The 23,027-nt window shown below is 67.7% G+C and carries 14 protein-coding genes; all 14 read right to left on the bottom strand.

The window, feature by feature from the left end:
• Positions 1–56: 56 nt before the first annotated feature.
• Positions 57–1,601 carry an acyl-CoA carboxylase subunit beta gene (locus O3I_RS00765; protein WP_041562329.1) on the bottom strand — a complete coding sequence of 515 codons (1,545 nt, stop codon included), beginning with the start codon at positions 1,599–1,601 and terminating at the stop codon, positions 57–59.
• On the bottom strand, positions 1,598–7,018 hold the full coding sequence (gene pks13, locus O3I_RS00760) for a polyketide synthase Pks13 (protein WP_014980978.1): 5,421 nt from the start codon (positions 7,016–7,018) through the stop codon (positions 1,598–1,600). Before pks13 ends, O3I_RS00765 begins: the two co-directional genes overlap by 4 nt.
• Before the next feature lie 143 nt (positions 7,019–7,161).
• Positions 7,162–9,078, bottom strand: coding sequence for a long-chain-fatty-acid--AMP ligase FadD32 (gene fadD32, locus O3I_RS00755; protein WP_014980977.1), 1,917 nt, complete (start codon positions 9,076–9,078; stop codon positions 7,162–7,164).
• Positions 9,079–9,272: 194 nt separating this feature from the next.
• Complete coding sequence (locus tag O3I_RS00750) at positions 9,273–10,292, bottom strand: LLM class F420-dependent oxidoreductase (RefSeq protein ID WP_014980976.1); 1,020 nt, start codon at positions 10,290–10,292, stop codon at positions 9,273–9,275.
• 188 nt (positions 10,293–10,480) lie between these two features.
• Complete coding sequence (locus O3I_RS00745; RefSeq protein WP_014980975.1) at positions 10,481–11,467, bottom strand: cutinase family protein; 987 nt, start codon at positions 11,465–11,467, stop codon at positions 10,481–10,483.
• Positions 11,464–12,000, bottom strand: coding sequence for a DUF732 domain-containing protein (locus O3I_RS00740; protein ID WP_041562328.1), 537 nt, complete (start codon positions 11,998–12,000; stop codon positions 11,464–11,466). Before O3I_RS00740 ends, O3I_RS00745 begins: the two co-directional genes overlap by 4 nt.
• Before the next feature lie 101 nt (positions 12,001–12,101).
• Positions 12,102–13,895: an alpha/beta hydrolase-fold protein gene (locus tag O3I_RS00735; protein ID WP_051066866.1), complete on the bottom strand. Its 1,794-nt coding sequence runs from the start codon at positions 13,893–13,895 to the stop codon at positions 12,102–12,104.
• Between the two features lie 219 nt (positions 13,896–14,114).
• Entirely contained in the window at positions 14,115–15,149 is a 1,035-nt protein-coding gene (locus tag O3I_RS00730) for an alpha/beta hydrolase (RefSeq protein WP_014980972.1), read from the bottom strand.
• 327 nt (positions 15,150–15,476) lie between these two features.
• Positions 15,477–16,472, bottom strand: coding sequence for an alpha/beta hydrolase (locus O3I_RS00725; protein WP_014980971.1), 996 nt, complete (start codon positions 16,470–16,472; stop codon positions 15,477–15,479).
• 347 nt (positions 16,473–16,819) lie between these two features.
• On the bottom strand, positions 16,820–17,881 hold the full coding sequence (locus O3I_RS00720) for an alpha/beta hydrolase (protein ID WP_051066865.1): 1,062 nt from the start codon (positions 17,879–17,881) through the stop codon (positions 16,820–16,822).
• Positions 17,882–18,184: 303 nt separating this feature from the next.
• Positions 18,185–19,282 (bottom strand): alpha/beta hydrolase, encoded by a 1,098-nt coding sequence (locus O3I_RS00715; RefSeq protein ID WP_014980969.1) that lies wholly within the window; start codon positions 19,280–19,282, stop codon positions 18,185–18,187.
• 238 nt (positions 19,283–19,520) lie between these two features.
• Positions 19,521–21,479 carry a flagellar motor control protein ZomB gene (gene zomB, locus O3I_RS00710; RefSeq protein WP_081593864.1) on the bottom strand — a complete coding sequence of 653 codons (1,959 nt, stop codon included), beginning with the start codon at positions 21,477–21,479 and terminating at the stop codon, positions 19,521–19,523.
• Between the two features lie 4 nt (positions 21,480–21,483).
• Positions 21,484–22,410, bottom strand: a complete 927-nt coding sequence (locus tag O3I_RS00705) for a decaprenyl-phosphate phosphoribosyltransferase (RefSeq protein WP_014980967.1) — start codon at positions 22,408–22,410, stop codon at positions 21,484–21,486.
• A gap of 58 nt (positions 22,411–22,468) precedes the next feature.
• Positions 22,469–22,978, bottom strand: a complete 510-nt coding sequence (locus O3I_RS00700) for a phosphatase PAP2 family protein (protein ID WP_041563253.1) — start codon at positions 22,976–22,978, stop codon at positions 22,469–22,471.
• Positions 22,979–23,027: the final 49 nt, after the last annotated feature.

Below are 23,027 nucleotides of genomic sequence, written 5' to 3'. Positions count from 1 at the left end.
CCCGCAACGGTTGAATCGGGCTGCGTCCCAACGGATGCGGCCCGATTCCGCGCGAACTACAGCGGCAGCAGGTGGTGTTTGCGCGGGTTGCGCGCCTGCGTCTTGTCCCGCAGCAACTGCAGCGCGCGGCGCAGCTCCAGCCGGGTGGCCGACGGCTCGATGACCGCGTCGATATAACCGCGCTCGGCGGCCACCCACGGCGTCGCCATGGTGGCGTTGTAGAAGTCGATCATCTGCTGGCGCACGGCCGCCCGCTGCTCCTCCGGCGCGGCCTCGATCTGCTTGCCGCCGATCAGGCTGACCGCGCTCTCGGCGCCCATCACCGCGATCCGGGCGGTGGGCCAGGCCAGGTTCACGTCGGCGCCGAGCTGCTTGGAGCCCATCACCGCGTAGCCGCCGCCGTACGACTTGCGAATCACCACAGTCACTTTCGGCACGGTCGCCTCCACGAAGGAGAACAGGAACCGGCCGCCGCGCTTGATCACGCCGATCTTCTCCTGCTCGACACCCGGCAGGAAGCCGGGGGTGTCCACCACGAAGACGAGCGGGATCTCGAACGCGTCGCACAACCGCACGAAGTGCGCCGCTTTGTCCGAGGCGCGGGCGTCCAGCGCACCGGCGTACACCATCGGCTGATTGGCGACCACGCCGACGCTGCGACCGTCCACCCGGGCGAACCCGGTGATGATGTTGCGCCCGGCCGAACCGCCGACCTCGTGGAACGCGCCGTCGTCGAAGATCCGCAGCAGGATGTCGTGCATGTCGTACGCGGCGTTGTCCGAGTCCGGCACAAGGGAATTCAGTTCCAGGTCGCTGTCGGTGCGCTCCGGTTCCAGACCCGGGTTCACGATCGGCGCGAGTTCCTGGCAGCTGGTCGGCAGGAAGCTCAGGTAGTCGCGCACCCACTCGAAGGCGGCCTTCTCATCCGCCGCGACATGGTGGATGTTGCCGTACTCGGCCTGGCTCTGCGCGCCGCCGAGTTCCTCGAGGCTCACGTCCTCGCCGGTGACCTCCCGGATCACCTTGGGGCCGGTGACGAACATGTACGCCTCTTCGGTCGCCACCACGACGTCGGTGTTGATCGGCGCGTACACGGCGCCACCGGCGCACTTGCCGAGGATCATCGAGATCTGCGGCACCAGACCGGACAGCGGCTCCTGGCGGCGGCCCAGCTCGGCATACCAGGCCAGGGAGGTCACCGCCTCCTGCACCCGGGCGCCGCCGGAGTCGTTGATACCGACCACCGGGCAGCCGACCTTGGCCGCGTACTCCATGATCCCGGCGACCTTGCGGCCGAACATCTCGCCGACCGAACCACCGTAGACGGTCTGGTCGTGCGAGAACACCGCCACCGGCCGGCCCTCGACCAAACCGTGCCCGGTGACCACGCCGTCGCCGTACAGCGCCGTCGGGTCACCCGGTTTACGCACCAGCGCACCGATTTCCACGAAGGTGCCCGGATCGAGCAGCATGTTGATCCGGTCGCGGGCGCTGGGAATTCCCTTTTTCGCCCGCTTGGCCACCCCCGCTTCACCCGCCGGTTCCTGCGCTAGATCAAGCCTTTTGCGCAGGTCGGCGAGCTTCTCGGCAGTCGTAGTCACTGAGCCCCTTTCACATCGATGGCAGCGAGCTTCGCGGTGAGATCGGCTCCGATCTGCTGGATCCGCGGCTCATCGATGATCTGCAGGTGGTCACCCGGGATGTGGATGACCTCGAGGTTAGGAATGTATTCGTCCCACCCGCCGTTCGGGCGGCGATCGGCAAAGCGCGGCTCCAGCTCGATCATGCCGTCCTGGTACCGCTCCGCCAGGTACAGCACGACATCGCCGTCGTAGCGGGTCGGCTGGGTCTTGGCCAGGTGCCTGCTCTCGATCCACGACGTGCGCTGATGTTCGAGCACGCCGCCGGGGATCTTGGTGCCGCTGATCTTGATCAGGTCGCTGATCATCTTGAACTGTTCCTCGTCGGAGGCCGCGGCCAGCGTCTCCAGCTGCTCGCGATCCAGCTCACCCTCGACGCCATAGGTCTTCTTCGCGAAGACCTGGTATCGCTCGATCCGGCGTACCCGCTCCTCGGGACTGTTGTCCTCGTCCTCGATCGGCAGCGCCAGGTCGATCAGGCCGACCAGCCGCACATCGGCACCCTCGGCCCGCAGCAGCTGCGCGACCTGCAACGCGAACACCGCGCCCAGCGACCAGCCGTACAGCACGTACGGGCCGTCGCCCTGGATCTTGCGGAGTTCGGTCAGATACTGCTTCGACCGCTCCAGGATGTCGCCCTCGACGCGCTCGAAGCCGTACATCGGGGTGCCCTCTGGCAGGCGCTTCAGCAGCGGTTCGTAGACCAGCGTGTTACCGCCCGACGGGTGGAACACGAAGACCGGCAACGCATTCGAACCCTCGGCCCGCGGGCGCAGCGGCCGGATGAAACCGTCCACGTCGGCACCGCTGTCCTGCAGGTTGCGCACGACATCCGCCAGCTGCTCGATGGTCTCGCAGTCGAGCACATCGTCGACGGTGACCTCGGCCTTGACCCGTTCGGTGAGCCGGGCCGCCAGCTTCTCGGCGACCTCTTCCTCGAGGATCGGCAGGGTGTTGAAGATACCGCCGGCGGACTTACCGGTGACCACCGCCCAGGTGGCGAAGGTCAGTCGTTCGGCGGCGTCGCGCGGCGGGACGTCGTCCTCGTCGGTGGCCTGCTGACCGCCGAAGGCCGGGGCGGCAGCAGGCGCGGCAACCGGCGAAACAGGTTCGGCCACCGCAGGTTCCGCCGGTGCGGCAGGTGTCTCGGCTACCGGCGCGGCAGCGGCGACCGGCGCGGCGGCTTCGGTAGCCGGCGCAGCGGCCTCGGCATCCACGTTCGACGGCGAAACAGCCTCGGGTGCAGCGGTATTCGCGGCGGCAGCGGCGATCGCGGCCGGGTCCTCGCCGGCAGCCACCGCCGCGCGAGCCGCCTCGATGAAGCCGGCGTCGACGGTGACCTCTTCGCCCGCAGCCTGTTTCGCGGCGACCGCCTGCAACTCGTCGCGGTGTTCCACCGCGTAGCGCAGCACCTTGCCGACCTCGTTGAGGTTGGCATCGCGCACGGCCTGGATCTGCAGCTGCGGGATGTCGAATTCGTATTCGACGCGGTTCTTGATGCGCATCGCCATCAGCGAGTCGAGGCCGAGCTCCATCAGCGGGATCTCCATCGGGAGGTCCTCGACCGCGTAGCCCATGGACTCGGCGACGATCAGCGCGAGCCGGTCCTCCAGCTTCTGGCTGCCATTCGGATCCCAGCGGTCACCAAAGGTCTCCACCACGTCGAGGTCGGTGCCCGCCGACGGTTCGACCACGGCGGCGGCCGCCGGAACGAGTTCGGCCACAACGGGTTCGGGCAGCGGCGCACCGGAGGTGACCACGGCGTCGAAGAGCAGCCGGAAGTTCGCGCCCTCCTTGGCGTGGACCTGCACCGACGCACCGCCGGGGTGCGGGGTCAGCGTGGTGGTCAGCGTGCCCGATGCCGGAACAGTCGCGTGCCCGATCGAGGCGCCGAGCGAGACCTCGCTGAGCACCTGTGCCGCAGCGGCGTGCACGAGCGCGGCCAGGTCACCGGCCGACGCGGCCTGCACCTCCCAGGCGTGCCTGCCGTCCGGCAGCGCCACGTGCGCGCCGGGCACCCTGGTGTTGCCGCCGCCCGCGGACAGCGACGCCTTCGGCCAGTACTCCTTGCGCACGAACGTGGTTCGCGGCACGTCGGCGTACGCGCCGGGGGTCAGCAGCGAGGACAGGTCCACCTTGTGCCCGTGCACGTACAGCTGCGCCAGCGCGCCGATCACGCCGGCCGCCTCGTCTTCCTTGCGCTTGAGCGTCGGAATGAGCTGCGCGTCGTGCAGACCCGCGGCGAAGGTGGTGCCGAGCACCTGCATCAGCGCGACCGAGTTCGGCGCGAGCTCCAGGAAGGTGGTGTGGCCCGCGTCGACCGCGAGCTTCACCGCGTTGGTGAAGTACACGCTGCCGCGCATGTTCTTCACCCAGTAGTCCTCGTTGTGCACCGGATCGGTGCCCGCGCGGTAGAACTCGCCCTTGTGCACGGTCGAGTAGAGACCGGTCTTCAGCTTGGTCGGCTCGATGCCGGCCAGCTCCGCGGCCAGCTCGCCGAGCAACGGATCCATCTGCGAGGTGTGGCCCGCGCCGCGGGTCTGCAGGATCCGGGCGAACTTGCCCTCCGCCTCCACCCGCGCCACGATCGCCTCGACCTGCTCGCGCGGGCCGCCGATCACCGTGTTGGTCGGGGCCGCGTAGACGCCGACCTCGACGTCCGGGAATTCGGCGAGCAGCTTCTCGATGTCCTCGGCGCTGTATTCGACGAGCGCCATGTTGCGCACGTCGTTGTCGGTGAGCATCTGCTCGCCCTCGTACATCAGGCGCGAGCGGGCGCAGATCACCCGGACCGCGTCCTCGAGCGGCAGGCCACCGGCGATGTACGCCTCGGCGACCTCGCCCATCGAATGACCCACCACCGCATCGGGTTCCGCACCGTGCGCGCGCAGCAGCGCGGCCAGGCCGATCTGGATGGTGAAGATGCCGACCTGCGAGGTGCCGACGTTGTAGTCCTGGCCGTCGTCGAGGAACATGTCCCGGATCGAGTACCCGGCCTCGTCCTGCACCAGCTCGTCGACCTGGTCGACGGCCTTGGCGAAGATGGAATTCTCCAGGTACAGCGCCTTGGCCATCTTGCGGTGCTGGGCACCGAAACCGGAGAGCACCCACACCGGGCCGACGGCGGCGGGCGCGTCCGCGGTGAACACGCCGTTGCCCGGCTTACCCGCCGCGATGGCACGCAGCCCGGCGACGGCCTCCTCGTGCGTCTTGGCGAGCACCACACCGCGCGAACGCCAGTGGCTGCGCTTGGCCAGCGACCTGGCCACGTCCTCGAGCGAAACATCGCGGCCCGCTTCGGATTCCAGCCAGTCGGCCAGTTCACCGGCGGCGCGGCGGCGGCGTGAGGGCAAGTAACCGGAGACCGGCAGGATCATCGGGAGCGGCTCGGTACGCTCGGCGGTCCACTCCGCAACGGCGGCAACCACTTCCGTGACCGGGGCGGCGGTCTCCGCGACCGGCTCGGGGACGTCGATGTCGTCTTCGTCCGCGGCGGCGACGATCGCGTCCGCTTCCGCGATCACATCTGTCGTTTCGTCGTCGAGTTCGGCCTGCAGCTCGGCGACATCGGCCGCCGACTCGGCGACATCGGCGTCAACAGCCGCGACCGCCTGGGACGCGGGCTCCGGGGTGGCGGCGATCTGGGCCGCAGCCGGAACGTATTCCTGCACAACGACATGCGCGTTGGTGCCGCCGAAGCCGAAGCCCGAGATGCCGACCGTGGCGGTGCCGCTGTAGCGGGGGAATTCCGTCGGCTCGGCGACCACCTTCAGGTGCGCCTGATCCCACGGGATGTACGGATGTGGTCCCGCGTAGTTGATGTTCGGCGGAATCACGTTGTGCTGGAAGGCCATCACGACCTTGGCCAGGCTGGCCGCACCCGCACCGGACTCCAGGTGACCGACGTTGGTCTTCACCGAGCCGAGCAGCGCGGGCTTGTCGGCGTCGCGGCCGCGGCCGACCACCCGGCCGAGCGCGTCGGCCTCGATCGGGTCACCGATCGCGGTGCCGGTGCCGTGGGCTTCGATGTAGTCGACCGTGGACGGCACGATGCCCGCATCGCGGTACGCGCGGCGCAGCACATCGGCCTGCGCGTCGGGGTTCGGTGCGAGCAGGCCGTTGGACCGGCCGTCGTTGTTGACGGCGGAACCCTTGATGACGGCCATGATTCGGTCGCCGTCACGCTCGGCGTCGGCCAGGCGCTTGAGCACCACGAGGCCCGCGCCCTCGGAACGCACCATGCCGTCCGCGTCGGAGGAGAACGCCTTGATCCGGCCGTTCTTCGCCACGCCGCCGTTCTGATCGAAGCCGAGGGTGGTGACCGGGGCGAGCAGCATGTTCACGCCACCGGCCAACGCCACGTCTGCGTCGCCTTCACGCAGGGCGCGCACCGCTTGGTGCACAGCGACCAGCGTCGAGGAGCAGGCGGTGTCGACCGTGACGGACGGGCCGCGGAAATCGAAGAAGTAGGAAATGCGGTTGGCGATGATGCCGTTGGAGCTACCCATGATGCCGTACGCCTGTGCGGACGCGGGGACGTTCGGATCCAGTTCCGCGCCGAGGCCGAGGGCGGCGATCAGCATGAAGTCGCTGGTGGACGAGCCGACGAACAGGCCGACCGCCTCGCCTTTGAGCTCGCTGGCGGGAATCCTGGCGTGCTCCAACGCTTCCCAGGTCAGTTCCATCATCAGGCGCTGCTGCGGGTCGACCCGCTCCACCTCGATGGGCGACATGGCGAAGAACTCGGCGTCGAAACCCTTGACGACGTCCTCGTCCAGATAGCCGCCCAGCGTATTGCCTTCGGCGACGGCCTTGGCGATCGCGGGCTCGTTCATGAACTCCGCCCAGCGGCCTTCCGGCCGCTCCCGGATCCCGTCCCCGCGATTGATCAGGAACTCCCAGGTCGATTCCGGCGTATCGCCCGCGCCGGGCAACCGGGTGGACAGGCCGACGATGGCGATGTCGTGTGCCTGGCCCGGCTGGTAGCCCGCGGTATAGAAGGAGTCGTCGGAGCCTTCGTCCACGCTTTCCGGCTCGCCGTTGATGACCACCTCGGCCAGCGACGCGATGGTCGGATGCTGGTAGACGACGGTCGCGTTCAGCACCACGCCGGTGAGTTCCTCGATGTCGCCGCCGAGGGCGAGGGCGTCGCGCGAGGCGAGCCCGAACTCTTCCATCGGCCGGTCCACGGTGATCGCCTCGATCGACTGCCCGGTCGCGTCGGCGACCCAGCGGCGCAGCCACTCACGCAGCTCGGCCACGGACAGATCGGTCCGCGCACCACTCGTGGCGGCAGCGGTCACCGGCGCGGGCGCCTGGTCGGCACCCTGCTCGGCGGGCAAGTTATCGGTCGTCTGGGTGGACTCGTTGTCGGCCATCAATTCCTCAAGCTACCTGTCTGCGTGCGGTTGCGCGGCGGGGATTGACGGCCCGGATCACTCGGTGTCGTTCCGGCACAGGCCGGAACCGAGTGGCGAGCCAGACAACCACTGTTCCGACCTGATCGAGGCGGGAACTTCCGTCATTCTTCCTCGGGTGCATCGGGGAAGGCCTGCTGGGTGTAACCACCGCGCAGTGTTCCCTCCAGATAGGCGGCCTTGCAGGCGCGCCGGGCGATCTTGCCGCTGGAGGTGCGCGGGATCGAGCCCGCGGGGACCAGCAGGACGTCACGGACGGTGACGCCGTGGCGCGCGGCCACCGCGGCGCGTACTTCGTCGGCGATCGGCAGTGGGTCGGCTTTGCCCGCGCCGGGGCCGCGCTCGGCCACGATCACCAGTTGCTCGGAGCCGTCGTCGGCGTCGAACTTCAGGCCGGAGTGGCTGCCCTGGTCGAAGACGAGCGCGGGCAGCTGGTTCGCGGGCACCGAGAACGCGGCGACGAAGCCGGGGCGCAACGCCTTGGAGGCTTCCTGTGCGGAGAACTCGAGGTCCTGCGGGTAGTGGTTGCGGCCGTCGACGATGACCAGGTCCTTGACCCGGCCGGTGATGTAGAGCTCGCCGTCGAGGTACACGCCGTAGTCGCCGGTGCGCATCCAGTTGGCGTCGCGGTCGGTGCCTTCGGCGTGGCTGCCCTCGGCGAGGCGATGGGGCACCTTGTTCTGGAAGGTGGCCGAGGTCTCGTCGGGGCGACCCCAGTAGCCGATGCCCATGTTGTTGCCGTGCAACCAGATCTCACCGACCCGGCCGTCGGGTAGTTCCTGGCCCCCATCGGCCTCGACGGTTTCCGGATCGACGATCACGGCCCACTGCGACAGCGCGACGTAACCGCAGGAGACCTGCGCGATGGCGTTGTCGGTGCCCTGCTCGACCTTGACCATGCGGCCGGCATTGAGCTCGTTGCGATCGACCCAGGTGACCTTGGCCTCGTCCTCGGCCTTGGTCGCCGACACGAACAGCGTCGCCTCGGCCATGCCGTAGCACGGCTTGATCGCGGTCTTGGGTAGGCCGTAGGGCGCGAAGGCCTCGTTGAACTTCTTCATCGACGCGGTGGTCACCGGCTCGCTGCCGTTGATCAGGCCGATCACGTTGGACAGATCCAGCGACTCGCCGTTCTTCGGCAGACCACGCGCGGCGGCATGCTCGAACGCGAAATTCGGTGCGGCGGCGAAGGTTCCGGCACCGTCGGACTGCGCGGCCAGTTCCTTGATCCAGCGGTAGGGGCGGCGCACGAACGCGCTCGGCGACATGATGGTGATGAACTTGCCGCCGACCGCCGGCAGGATCACCGTGAGCAGGCCCATGTCGTGGAACAGCGGCAGCCAGGTGACACCGCGCGAGTTCCAGTCCAGGTTGATCGAGTTGACCATCTGCAGCAGGTTGGTGCCGACCGCGCGGTGGGTGATCTCCACACCGGCCGGGGTCCGGGTCGAGCCCGAGGTGTACTGCAGGTAGGCGATGTCATCGATGGCGATGTCCGGACGCACCCAGCCCTCACCGACGCTGTCGGGGATCGCGTCCACCGCGATGATGCGCGGGCGCTGGGCGGCGGGCAGCGAACGGAAGAACTGCCGCACGCCGGCCGCGGAGGAGCTCGCGGTGAGGATGGCGGCAGGCTCGCAGTCGCCGAGCACGGCGTGCAGGCGGTCGGTATGACCCGGCTCGTCGGGGTCGAACAGCGGCACCGAGATGGTGCCCGCGTAGATCGCGGCGAAGAAGGAGACCACGTAATCCAAGCCCTGCGGCGCCAGGATCGCGACCCGGTCGCCCGGGTTGGTCACCTGCTGCAGTCGAGCGGCCACCGCGCGCAGCCGAATGCCGAACTCACGCCACGTCAGTTCCTGGGCCTCACCATCACGCTCACGCGAGTAATCGATGTAGCGGTACGCCAGAGTGTTCGCGTCGTTCCGGGTGTGCTTCTCGACGTGATCGACCAGGGTGTGATCCTCGGGAATTCGGATGTTCCCGGTCTCGTCCAGGTAGTCGTCGAAAGTCTCTTCCATTCCTTCTTCTCCTCCGAGGCACACGCAGCAAGACGGCGACTACGCCGCTGTTACCTGTGAGGCCCCGACTCGCTTTCGCCCGCTGGCTGCTCCCACTGTGCGGAGAGTCAGCTTGCAGATTCTGGGCGGTCTGCGCGGTGACCGCTATCGGCTAGATGTACTCAAACCAGGGTTATGTTACAGAGAAGGCCCGGTCACTCGTCTCGCAGCAGGGGAATAACGGGGGCGAATGCGTCCATCTGGGTGGGAAATACCCCGACATACGACATCGAGGTGAGTTGGCGCACACGCCGGATCTGCTCGGCGATTTCCTCGAACGTTCCGATGGCGACGTAGGGCGACTCGAGGATCTCCTCGACCGAAAGCTTCACGTCCACCTCGAGATCCGGGTGCAGGCCCCGATCGATCGCGGAAAGCGCCATCTCAGCGGTCTTCTCGCGGTCGTCGGTGATGACGATCGCGGTGATGGCCCAGTTCAGCTCGATATCGGCGAACCGATCACCCGCGGCCTCGCGGATCAGGTTCACCTTCTCGATCGTCTTGGCCATGGTGATGCCCGACAAGAGGCCTTTACCGTGCTTGGTGGTGACCGGGACGACGGAGATGATGTCGGCGTGCTTGGCGGCCAGGCGCAACATCTTCGGACCGCCGCCGCCGGTGCAGATCGGCGGGCGCGGACCCTGCCGCGGACGCGGCGTGCCCTTGACGCCGTGCACCTGGTAGTGCTTGCCCTCGAAGGTGCACTCCTGACCGCGCAGCAGCACGTCGAGAATGGTCAGCGCCTCGTCCAGCTTCTCCAGGCGGACGCCGGGCGTCTCGTAGGCGATGCCCGCGGCGGCGAACTCGTCCTGCTTCCAGCCCGCGCCGAGACCGACCTCGAGCCTGCCCTTGGACAGCACGTCGATGGTGGCCAGATCCTTGGCCAGCACCACCGGGTTGCGGAAGCCGTTGGCCAGCACCGAGGTTCCGAGCCGGATCCGCTCGGTGGCCTGGGTCAGCGCGCCGAGCGCGGCGATCGGGCCGATCTGGTCGCCGAGGTGGTCGGGCACGACGAAACTGTCGAAGCCGTACTCCTCGGCCTGCTGCGCCGTCTGGATGAACTTGCGGGCGCCACCTTCTTGCTTGTTTCCCTCACCAGCTGCCGCGAAGCGGAAGCTGCGCAGCGGCGTACCCAGCGCGGTCAACTCACCGGCCGGGGCGGCGGCTTCTGTCATGAACTCATGCTCCTGGCTGTAAGGAAATCCGGGCGCGACAGTGCGGGGCGGTCATACCCGACACTCGGTACGGGTTACCCGCGTCGCGATCACCAGCGCACTTTACAGCGTCGTGTCCAGCCGGACGCGCGCTTGCTCCGGCACTACTGGGTGTACTGGGCACACACCGGAGGACGGCCTGTGAGATCTCACGAGTGCGGCGGATGCGGGGCCGACTCGATGAGGCCGTTCGCCCAGTTCGCGGTCCACTGGGTGGACGTGGTGCCGTTGTCGTCGACGATGAATCCGTTGTACAGCGCGTGCACCGGATTGCCCGCCGCGCGCACCAGCGCGCCGACGCTGCCCATGATGTTCCATGGGCTCAAGGCCTCTCGCGGTGCGTCACAGATCAGGTCGCCCTGTGCGCAGATGGTGAAGGTCCGCTCGGCCAGCTCGCCGAAGCCGCCCGGGCGCGGTCCGGTCATCGTGATACCGGGCACATTGAGACCCTTCAACGCCACCTCGGCGCCCACGCCGGCGGGCACCGCACCGATCTGCACCGCCTGACCGGGACCGGTGTCACCGGTGCGGCGGCCGTCCGAGATCAGCGTCACGCCGAGGATCCGCTTCGCCGGGACCGGTCCCTTGCCCGCGGCGATCTGACTGGTGACGTCACCCGCGATGACCGCGCCCTGGGAGAAGCCGGCGATCACGTAGTTGGTCAGCGGACACCTGCTCGCCCGCTCCTGCATGGCCTTGACCATGTTCTGCGTGCCCTCGGTCCGGCTGTTGTTGTACGACTGCTGCCCGTCCGGGGGGATCGCGATCGGATTGGAGAACTGCGCGACATAGGGGACGGTGTAGACGTCGAGCCGCTCCTTGGGGAACTGCTGCGCCACCGGACCGGAGATGTTGAGCATCAACGAGTTCGGGTTCGCCGTCGGGTTGTGCGGATCGTCGTTGCTGTTCGATTCCCAGGTGCCGGGCACCGAGATCATCTGCACGTCCGGGCAGTCCGCGGGCTGAGAGGTGGGCTCCTCCGGCGGCTTGGGCCCCGGCTTGGGTTGCCGCAGCGGTCCGGCGAGCAGGTACCACAGCAGCAGCACCACGATGATGATCAGCACCGGGATCGCGAGCAGCAGCAGGCATCCCGCCGGCCGGGACCGGCGGGATGTCGTTCCGCGGCGCGGGCTCACTGGCAGTACGTCTGCTTAGCGGCGCTGACGTAGATCTGCCCGGCCTTCTCCACCGGCATCTTCGCCGGATCGAAGGACGGGTCGGAACCGGCCATCGCGGTCACGAAGGTCATCAGGTCTTGATCGGACGCACCGGAGGCGATGCCCTGGCAGACGTAGCCCGCGACGCTGAGCGCGATATCCGGGGTGGACGGCGTGACACCCTGCTGCTTCAGCGCGTCGAGGTACTTCTTGTCCTTGTCGGTGAGCTTCGAGGTGTCGGCGGGCGGCGCGGACTCGATCGGCTCCGGCCGCTCCGGCGCGGGAGCCGGCGCCTGCTCGGATTCGGGCGCCGGTGCCGGGGCGGGCGCCGGTGCCGGGGACGGTGCGGTGTCGCCGGGGGTGGACGAGGCGGGCGGCTGCGTTGCCGCCGTGGTGCGGGTCAGCGTCGGCGTGCTCGACGCGGTGGAATCGTTGCCACCACAGGCGGCGAGCAAGCCGGTCGCGGCGATCGCCACGACAACGCCGAATACCTTGCCACGGGTCCTCTGCATGAATTCTGTCCTCGATCTGTTCGCAAACGGGGGAGGTCGCCCACCAGGCTAAAGGAAAGTCGGCCCAGAGCGCGGCCGGTCAAGAAACAGACCGGTCCGTACTAAAGGCCGTGCACCTCGGGCTTACCGTCCTTCACGACGATGTAGCCGGCCTGGAAGTTCTGCTGCACACCACCCGGGACGGGGAACTCGTCGCTGATCGGATACCCGAGTTTGCCGTTCTCATAGCCGAGCACCTGCCAGGCATCCATGAGCGGACCGTTCTTCACCGCCCAGGCGCCGGACAGCGGGCTCCAGTAGATATTGCCGCCCTCGAAACGGCTGTACCGGCCGAGATCCTTCAGCGACTGCTCCTCGGTGGCGGGGAACCCGAGCCAGCTGTTCTCGTAACCCATTTGGGCGAACTTGTCCAAGATCAGGCCCTGCACCCGGTGCACCCCGGTCTTGGCGCCGTAGTAGAACGGGCCGTGCTCGAACGCCTGCACCGCGCCGTCCCGGTTCGGCGTCTTGACCTCGGGCGCGATCGGGTAGCCCGCCGGGCCGCCCTCGTAACCCTGCCTGCCCCACTCGTCGAGGATCGCGCCGCGCACCACCTGGGCGCCGGTCTGCGGAGTCCAATAGAGGGCACCGTGCTGGAACGACTGCATGCGGCCGCGGCCGTCGGGCAGGCCGCGCTCGTCACCGGTCGGCAAGCCGAGCGGACCGGCCGGGCCCTGCGCGGCCTGGTAACCGCCGCCGATCATGCCGCCGACCGGATGCGCGCCGTCGGCCTGCGTGTAATAGACCCGGCCGGACCGGAAGTCCTGGGCCACACCGCCCGCCACCGGATACTCCGGGGACTGGCAATCGCCGAGCCAGGCGTTCGCCGCGGCCACCGGCGCGATGGAGCCGCCGACACTGCACGCGCCCTTGCCCGCGTCGACACCGAGCGCGTTGGCGGCCTGCGCCCAGGACTGGCGCATCTCGAAATCCCAGTAGGGCCACGAATGCGTGCCGGACGGGCGGTAATTCACCTGCGCGGGAATGGCCAGCCTGCCCAGCTTGGTGACGAAGTTCTGCGAGGTGAGCCGGGACAGGATCTCCAGACCCATGCCCGCGTAGTTGGTGCTGACTCCGGGGATGGCCGACGCCTGGTCGAACGGGCCGGTGGCACCGCTGCCGCTGGACACGTAGAGCGAGACGCCCTTCAGCTTCTCGGCCTGGGTGTACGGGTCGTGCGCGGCCCACTCCGGGCCGCCCGCCGGGCCCCACATGGCGCCGACGTCGTAGCCGCCCGCGTCCCGCATGGCGAACTGGATGGCCTGCGGCATGCCGATGGTGGTCGTGGTGAGGAAGCCCGAGTAGGAGGCCGCGTACTTGACGAAGCCGGGGTTGCGGGCGGCCAGGAACATGGCCGCCGTGCCGCCCATCGAAAGTCCTTCCATGCCACGGACATCCGTGGCCCGCCACTGGCCCTCGAGCAACGGCGGCAGTTCCCTGGTCAGGAAGGTTTCCCACTTGTAGGTCTTGCCGTTGTTGGGCTGCAACCAGTCCGAGTAGAAGCTGGACTGACCGCCGATCGGCAGCACGACGGTGACGTTCTTGTCCGCGAAGAAATCGACGGCGCCCGCGTCCTTGGTCCAGCCGCTCTCGTCGTCGGTGGCGCGCAGGCCGTCGAGCAGGTACAGCACCGGGAACCGGGCGTCGGGGCGGGTGGCCCAGTCTCGGGCGAGCAGCAGTTGCACCTGGATCGGGGCCGCCATCGACGGGGAATTGATCCACAGCGCGACCCGGCGGTCGGTCAGCCAGATCACCTTCTGCACCGTCGCCGCCGCGACGGGATCCACCGCGGGTGCGGGCTCGGGAACAGGCTGGGCGGCGGCGGGCGCGATACCCGCGGCGAGCGGGATGACCATGGCGGTGGCGAGCAGCACCGACCGCCCGCGCGACGGACGACCGCCGCGACGCTCGCGTCGCCCCCATCTGCCGCGCCGAATCCCTGCCACAAGAGCTTTCTACCCCCGTAACGGCCAGGTTTCGGGGAGACACGCGCAGGACCACGCGAAACCACCTGTCCCGAAAAGCAACTCGGGCCGCACCCGAGAAGGGTGCGGCCCGAGCCGTCGGTCAGCAGGTCACCAGGCGCCGGTGGCGTCCAGGATCTGGTTGCGGGAGGCGAAGAGCTGGCCCTCCCAGTACTTCCAGGAGTGCGTGCCGGTGGCCGGGAAGTCGAACCGGGCCGGGATGCCGAGCGAGGCCAGGCGAGCCTGGAACGCGCGGGTGTTCACCAGCGAGAGCGCCTCGAGCGCCATCGCGTTACCGGTGTTGAACACGCCGACCGCCGAGTTCGGGTTGTCGTACTGGCCCGGCAGACCACTGGCCGCCGAGATGTACATCGGCAGGCCCTTGAGCTGCGGCGCGAACACGAACGGGTCCATCCGCAGCCATGCGGGGCTCCACGGGGCGGCCATCGAGTCGACGTTGAACTTGCCCGCGTCGAGCATCGCGATGCGGATCGCCTCGCGCATACCGGGCGCGGAGATGTTCAGGTAGCCCGAGTAGGACGCGGCGAACTTGAACTGATCGCGGTGGTACGCGGCCAGCGCCAGGGCGCCACTGCCACCCATCGAGAGGCCGGCCACCGCGTTGTTGGTGCGCGAGACGCCGTAGCCCTCGAGGAAGGCGGGGAGTTCCTTGGTCAGGAAGGTTTCCCACTTGTAGGTGGTCTTCTGGCCGTTGGTGTTGCTCGGCGCGTACCAGTCCGTGTAGAAGCTGGACTGGCCACCGACCGGCATGACCAGGGTGATGTTGTCGTTCGCGAACTGCTGCAGCGCGTTCGTCTCGAACGACCAGGCGTTGCGGTCGTCGCGAGCACGGAGTCCGTCGAGCAGGTAGAGCGCCGCGTTGCCGCCGCGCGAGGCCCACTGCACCTGGACCTTGATCGGGCCCATGCTGGACGGGACCATCAGATCTTCGAAGCCGCCTGCGGGAGAACGCAATACCGGCGCCTGCACCGGCGCCGCGGTGGCGATCGGGGCCGCCACACCGGCGGCGATCGGTAGCGCCAGCGCGGCGGCACCGACAGCCAGAATTCGTTGGCGCCAACTACGCGGTGCGCCGCGCCGGCCCGACTTGGTTCTCATCGGCGCGGCCGCCCTGCCGAAACGCATGAATCCTGCTCTCTTTCTGCTTTTCTGCCTGTTGTGGTGCGGTCGGCGACCCGGGAGGGCGCAACCACACCAGTGCTGCCAACGAGACGCACGCCGCTCCACACCGGACCCCGACTTTCCGGCACAGGCGACCGCGCTACAACGATCTGGTCACACTTGCGCTCGCTGGACGATATTCGACGCCCGAAGCCTTAGCAAGGCCGAGGCAACCAGGTGGCCGAAATCCGCCCGTACGCAATCTGTGATGGTGCGGTGACCCTATCGCGTCGACGCGGTGATTGTCGTGCCGGAGCACCAAATTTTCACCTGATGGCCGGAAGTGTCAGCTCACCCCAAATTCGCGCTCAGGTCGGGCAGCATCTGGAACACCTGGTCCTGCCAGTAGTTCCAGCTGTGCACACCCACCGGGGTGTAGACGAAGTTCGCGTTGCTCGGGCCGAGACTGTTAAGCCGCGCTTCAAAGGCGCGAGTGTTGGCCAGTGCGATCGTTTCCAAAGCCATCGCATTACCGAGGTGGTAGACGTCGATCGGCGAGTTGATCACGTCCCGTGGTCCGTTGACGCCATTGCCGGTGGCGATCCAGAGCCGAGTTCCGTTGGCACGCAACAGCGGCGCGAACATGAACGGATCGTTGCGCAACCAGCGCGCATCCCATGGCGGACCCCACATGGCGTCGATGTTGAACCCGCCCGCGTCGAGCATGGCCAGGCGCAAGCCTTCTTTCATGGCGGGCGCCGAAATGTTCAGATAGCCGGAATAAGAAGCGGCATAACGAAACTGGTCGGGATGGTAAGCCGCCAGTGCGAGCGCGGCACTGCCACCCATGGACAGGCCGAACACCCCGTTGCCGTACGGGTGGAAACCCAGCCGGTCGCGCAACGCCCAACGCAGATTGTTCGACAGGAAACTCTCCCATGCGTACGGCTGCAGCTGCCCGTTGGTATTGCTCGGCGCGACCCAATCCGAGTAGAAGCTGGACTGCCCGCCGACCGGCATCACCACGTTGATGTTCCAGCTCGTCAGGACCCGCGAGATGTCGGTGTCGATTTCCCAGCCGCTCAGATCGTTGCGGGCGCGCAGTCCGTCGAGCGCGTAGACCACCCGGCGGGTGTTGCCGTCGGCGGCACGGAAGATCCGGGATTTGATCGGCCCCATGCTGGAGTCGACCCAGAAGTCGAAGCCCGCGGGGTCGAAACCGGCCCGCGCGGCCGGGCCGAGACCGCCGAGCGCGGCGCCGAACGGCAGGGCCAGCGTCACGGCGAGGCCGAGCAGCGCGCGCCGCAGCCAGCGCCGATCCGCCCGCACGGCACGTCCGGCAACCATCCCGCGTACTACACCTGCTCGCATCGATCCGACCTTTCACCGCGCGCTCGCCATTGACCGCAACTGTTGTGCACAGAGATCGACACTCGGGACCGAAGACTTCCATACGAAGTTCTCGATTTTATCGCTCTTCTATATGCAGTTATGCGCGGAATGCGGTTTCGAAAACGCGCTGCGATGCCGGATCGTGACAAAGCCAGAAATTTGCCAACGAAGTGAAATGGCAACGAACGCAATGTTTGCCACGCACAGCATTCTCACACCAGCGACCGTTCAGACAACAAGAGCGGTAAACGACGGACCGCCCGGCGCTGAGCAGCGCCGGGCGGTCCGTCGGGTCGAGTGCGTCAGCCGATGTTGGCGGACATGTCCGGGATCATGCGATTGGCCTCGTCGATCCAGTTGTTCCACGCGTGGATACCGAACGCCGGGTAGGAGTACACAGCGTTGCCGCCGCCCAGGGTGGCCATCCGGACCTCGAACGCGCGCGTGTTTGCCAGTGCCAGCGCCTCGAGGCCCATACCGTTCAATGTGTTGAAGCTCGGTCCGTCCTGCGCCGTCGGCAGGCCGCTCGCCGCCGCGATCCACAGCCTGGTGCCGTTGCGGACGAGGTTGGGCGCGAACACGAACGGGTCCATCCGCAGCCACTGCGGGCCCCACGGCGGCGCCATGGAATCGACGTTGTAGCCGCCCGCGTCGAGCATCGCGATGCGGATCGCCTCCCGCATGCCGGGCGCTGAGATGTTCAGGTAGCCCGAGTACGAACCCGCGAAGCTGAACTGGTCCGGGTGGTACGCGGCCAGGGTGAGCGCGGCGCTGCCGCCCATGGACAGACCGAACACGCCGTTGCGGTTCGGATTGAAGCCGAGCCGGTCGCGCAGCGCGTTGCGCAGGTCGCGGGTCAGGAACGTCTCCCACTGGTACCGGTAGCTCTTACCGGGACCGGCGGCCAGGATGTTCAGCGCGCCCGAACCGGAGGACGAACCGCTGCCGGCGGGGATGCCGAGCAGCTCGCTCGGCGCGTTCCAGTCGGCGTAGAAGCTGGACATGCCGCCGACCGGCATGACGACGTTGATGTTCCAGTCCGCCAGCTGCTGGGGGACGTTGGTCTCGATCTCCCAGCCGTTGAGATTCTCCGGCGCCCGCATGCCGTCGAGCACGTAGGCGACCCGGCTGGTGTTGCCGTCGCGGGCCGGGATGATGCGGGTCTTGATCGGGCCCATGCCCGAGTCGACCCAGAAGTCGAAGGCCGCGGGGTTGAATGCCGCCGACGCGGTGGCGCCGCCGCCGGCTGCCGCCAGACCGAAGGGCACCAGCAGTGCCGTAGCTACCCCCAGTGCGGATCGCTTGACCCAGGCACCGGTCGCGCCCGGTTTTCCGGGGCCACGTCTCCAGCGGGCAAATCGCATCAACTCGACCTTTCGTTCAGGCAGCCAGGGCAGCAAATATCTGGCAATCTACACCGGCCCCCGTATCGGACACCAAGAGCCCTCGTCCGAACAAATCGGACGAATCGACCTCAGCACATGTTCTCCGTGTATCAATCGGTCCTGGATGCTTCTATGTTGCTGGAAAGTGACCCAAGCCACAACTTCCGCACCCGTACCCTTCTCATTCGTTACCAAACAAGCGTTGGACGACCGCCCTGCACAAAAGAAACCGCCCGGTGCTGATGCACCGGGCGGTTCGTGTCGAAGCGACCTAACGGAAGATCATCCGATATTGGCGGACATGTCCGGAATCATCCGGTAAACCTCATCGGCCCAGTAGGTCCAGTTGTGCACGCCGACGGCCGGGAAGTCGTAGGTGGCGTTATCGGCGCCCAGCGTGAGCATCCGGACCTGGAACGCGCGGGTGTTGGCGAGCGCGAGCGCCTCGAGTCCCATCGCGTTGAGGGTGTTGAAGCTCAGCCCGTCGGCACCGCTGGGCAGGCCGCTGCCCGCGGAGATCCACAGCCGGGTGTTGTTGGCCTTCAACCGCGGCGCGAACACGAACGGGTCCATCCGCAGCCACTGCGGGCCCCACGGCGGCGCCATCGCGTCGATGTTGAAGCCGCCCGCGTCCAGCATGGCCACCCGCAGCGCCTCGCGCATACCCGGCGCCGAGATGTTCAGGTAGCCGGAATACGAACCGGCGTAACGGAACTGGTCCGGGTGGTAGGCCGCCAGGGTGAGCGCGGCGCTGCCGCCCATGGACAACCCGAAGACCGCGTTGTTGTTCGGGTTGAAACCGAGCCGGTCACGCAGCGCGTTGCGCAGGTTCTGGGTGAGGAAGGTCTCCCACTTGTAGGTGTTCGACTTGCCCATCCCCGCGGAACCGGAGAGCAGGCCGGAGCCGGAGTTACCCGAACCCGTACTGGCCGAACCGGTGGAGGAGGAACCCGCGCTGCCGACGCCGAAGAAGTTGCTCGGCCCGTTCCAGTCGGCGTAGAAGCTCGACGGGCCGCCGACCGGCATGACGACGTTCATGTTCCATTTGGTCAGCTCGCGCACGACCTCGGTATCGACTTCCCACCCGCTCAGGTCGGGGCGCGCCCGCATACCGTCGAGCGCGTAGACCACGCGCCCGGTGTTGCCGTCGGCGGCGCGGAAGACCCGGCTCTTGATCGGCCCCATCTCGGAGTCGACCCAGAAGTCGAAGCCATCCGGATTGAAGGCGGCCGACGCGGTTCCGGCGGGCCCTGCCACCGACACCCCGAGCGGGAGCAGAATCGCCATCGACACCAGCACCGAACGCTTCAGCCACGATCCGGCTCTTCGAGTATTCAGACGCCCGAACACGCCTCGCATCAGTTTCGACCTCTCGTTCATGCAACGGCATCGGCCGTGTCTCACGATGACCCGCCGATGCCCACAACAAGTTGACGTCATGACGGGCGTACTTTCGCAGCGTAGCGCTTCATCGTTGCGGGGGCGTTATCGAAACGAGACTAAGCGGTGGACGCCACGTTGTAGAGCCCCGCCAATGCGACCACTGGGCCCCCTGTGAAAGGTGGGCCCAGTGGGTACGCGTTGGGTGGCCGCAATGCGCCACCGTGGCGGAATTGCGTCAGCGCGGCGGCTGCGGCGGCCTGGGGAACGGATCGACCAGACCGCAGCGCTCGATCTCGTACTTGGGCACGCGATCGATCCGGTACTCGGCGAAGCGCAGCGCGTTCTTCAGGTTGTGCCGGAAGCGCTCGAAGGTGAGCGGTTCCCGGGAGGAGATCAGCAGCGCCTGGGTGTCCGGGCAGGACATCGCGGTGCGCGCCTGGGTCACCCACTTCTCGTCCATGTACCAGGGCATCCACGGGTGCCGGTCGACCATGCCGGTGTCCACGACCACCCAGTCCGAATACAGGTTCTTGTCGTGCCCGATCCGGCCGTCGACGAGCCGTTCGGTATGCGCGGCAAGCGGATACGCCAGCCCCATCTGATCGATGACGCGCACGTTCAGCGGCACGTTCATGCTGGTCATGCCGAGGTTCAGGAAGTAGACCGTGTGCCCGGCGCCGCCCGCGGGGATCGGCTGCGGTGGCGGGGCGATGTACCAGAACATGAACGACGGCGAGTTCAGCAGCAGCCCACCGTTCGGGGTGTCGGCGATGCCGTTGACCATCGGCCGGATGCGCGGATAGTCGAGATAGTCCTCGGCCAGGATCGGGTGATCGTGCCCGGTGTTGAGCACGTAGTAGACCCGTTCGTCCACGATGCCGGACGAGCTGATCTTGGTACCGGTCTTGATGGCAGTTGTGTTGGCCGCGAACAGCGCCCAGCCCGCGGTGCCGAGCAGCGCAAACAGCACCACGGCGAAGGACCAGTCGGCCACGGTCGCCGCGCGCAGGCCGCCCTGCGGCAGCCGGACCGGCACCACCGCGACCGGCAGCAGCAGCAAGAACAACTGCGCCAACAGCATTCGGCCGTGCATGAAGTCACCGCCGACGCGCAGCGCGTACACGGTGAGGACGAATCCGCTGAACAGCACCAGGGTCACCACGGCGGCAGGCGAACGCAGCCACTCACGCACCCGGCGCACGCTGCGACGCTGCGGTTCGTCGGGGGTGGCGTGCCGCCCGGCGGGCGCGGCCGCGGGCCGCGAGCGCGCCGCCACGACACCGGCGACGAGCAGCACCAGCAGCGGCACCCACAGGTAGTACGGGCCGACCAGATCCCAGAGGTAGGTGAAGCCCTGCCCCCACTTGGCGCCGCCGGCGTCCTTGGCCACCGCGGTGTTCGGGTAGGGCAGGCCGTAGTAGCCCATCCGCCAGATCTGGTAACCGAGCGGCAGCACGCCCGCGACGGCGATGATCAAGGCGCGCAACACGATCGGGCGCAGCTTCGACTCGGGCATCGGGGCGAGGAAGATCATCAGCAGCGCCAGGCCGCCGACCACCGCCATCTCGGGCCGGATCAGCGGCGCGAGTCCGGCGAGGAACACCAGGCCGAGCAGTCCGGGCAGGCGCACCCGCTCGGCCTGGCTCCAGCGCACCAGTTGCCACCACAGCAGGCCGAGCCAGCAGATGACCAGGCAGCTCTCCAGACCCGAGGTGACGTAGTCGCGCGCGGGCGGCACCGCGATGTAGACGAGCGCGCCCGCGGGCAGCAGCAGTCCCGACTTCGTGCCGCCCCACAGGCGGCCGGTGCCGAGCATGGCGAACACCATCGCCGCGAGCGAGAGCGTCAAAGCCACACCGAGCACGACATATTCGAGCCTGGCCTGGGTGAGCCAGCTGAAGAACCAGACGATGTAGGTCCACGCGGTGCTGGTGTTGGTCTCGACCCGCTCGTCCATGTTGAAGACGGGGCCGTTGCCTGCCAGCAGATTGCGCACCGTGCGCAGCACGATGAGTCCGTCGTCGGCGATCCAGCGACGCTGCCAGCCGCCGACGGCGAAAAGGACGACGGTGAGCACGATCCCACCGACGAACGTGGCTCGGGATAGCCGGGCGAACCGCGACGCCGAGCGGGCCGGCTGCTCAGCCGGCCCGTCGTTCGCGTTCTCCGAACGCTGCACTCCCGCTACCAACATCTCGTCAGGTGAGATAGACAGCGACACCTACCGCTCCGATCAAGGCGATTGCGAGGAGCTGGAGGACGCGGTCCCCCAGCGCGATCTCTTCAGGTTCACCGGCCTGGCCACCATCGACGTCGACCGCGTAACGCAGAATTGCGATGGTAAACGGAATCATAGAGATTGCGTACCAATTGGTGTCTTTCAGGCTGTCCTGTTGGAACGCCCACAGACCGTAGAACACCACGACGGCGGTGGCCGCGAGGGTCCAGACGAATCGCAGGTAGGTCGGCGTGTAGTACTCCAGCGACCGGCGGATCTTGGCGCCCGTGGCCAACGCGATCTGCAGTTCGGCGTAGCGCTTACCGGCCGCCATGAACAGCGAGCCGAACGCCATGACCAGCAAGAACCATTGCGACAGATCGATATTCGCGGCCGCGCCGCCGGCGACCGCGCGCAGCAGGAAGCCCGAGGACACGATGCAGATGTCCAGCACCGCCTGGTGCTTGAGGCCGAAGCAGTAGGCCAGCTGGATGCCGATGTAGACCGCCATCACCACGGCGAGATGCCAAGAGGCGAGGAACGATCCGGCGATCGAGCCGACCAGCAGCACCAGCGACAGCGCGTAGGCGAGGTTGACCGGGACCACGCCGGCCGCGATCGGCCGGAACCGCTTGGTCGGATGCGCCCGGTCGGCTTCCACGTCGAGCGCGTCGTTGACCAGGTAGATGCCCGAGGCCGCCATGCAGAACACCACGAACGCGATGCCGACATGCGCGAGCACGTCGATCTCGTTCGCCGTGCCCGCGGCCAGCGGGGCGGCGAGCACCAAGACGTTCTTCACCCACTGCCGCGGGCGGATCGCCTTGAACAGCCCACCGGCCAACGTCTTCGGCGGGCCCTTGACGACCGCTTCCGCTAGGTCTGCTCCGGTCGGCTCTTCACTCATGACCGCACCTCGCTCACGCTCGGCTTCGTCATGATTCGCTCGCTGCGCTCCCTCATGGTCAACTACCAGTGCTCTTTCTTGTGCGGTCATCGAGTCTCTTTTCGGCGGCAAGCACAACGGCGGCGGATGCGGCACCGAGTGCGGAACCGGCGAGCACATCGGAGGGATAGTGCACCCCGAGGACAACCCGGGACAGCAGCATCGGCGGCACGAGCACCGCAGGCAAGGGTAGCCCGGTCAATCGGCCGAGCAACACGGCCGCCGCGGTGGTCGAGGTGGCATGCGAGGACGGGAAGCTCAGCTTGCTCGGCGTCGACACGTTGACCTGCACCGACGGATCGTTCGGGCGCGGGCGGCGGACCACCCGCTTGATCACGATCGAGGCCGCGTGCGCGCCGACGGCACCCACCGCGACCCCGGCCCACTGCCTGCGCCGCGGCTTGTCCACGACCCAGCCCGCGGCCGCGATGCCGATCCAGCCGAGCGCGTGCTCACCGAAGTGCGACATCGCGCGGGCCGCCTTGATCACCTCCGGGGTGGCGATCTTGGCCTGCACGGCGTTGAGCATCTTCACCTCGGCCGGGACCTGCGTGCTCGACGGCACAGCCGAGACCGGC

The organism is Nocardia brasiliensis ATCC 700358 (genome assembly GCF_000250675.2).
Classification (GTDB): Bacteria; Actinomycetota; Actinomycetes; order Mycobacteriales; family Mycobacteriaceae; genus Nocardia; species Nocardia brasiliensis_B.
Note: the sequence above shows the minus strand (reverse complement) of the source record. Positions and strands in the feature narration are given on the sequence as shown.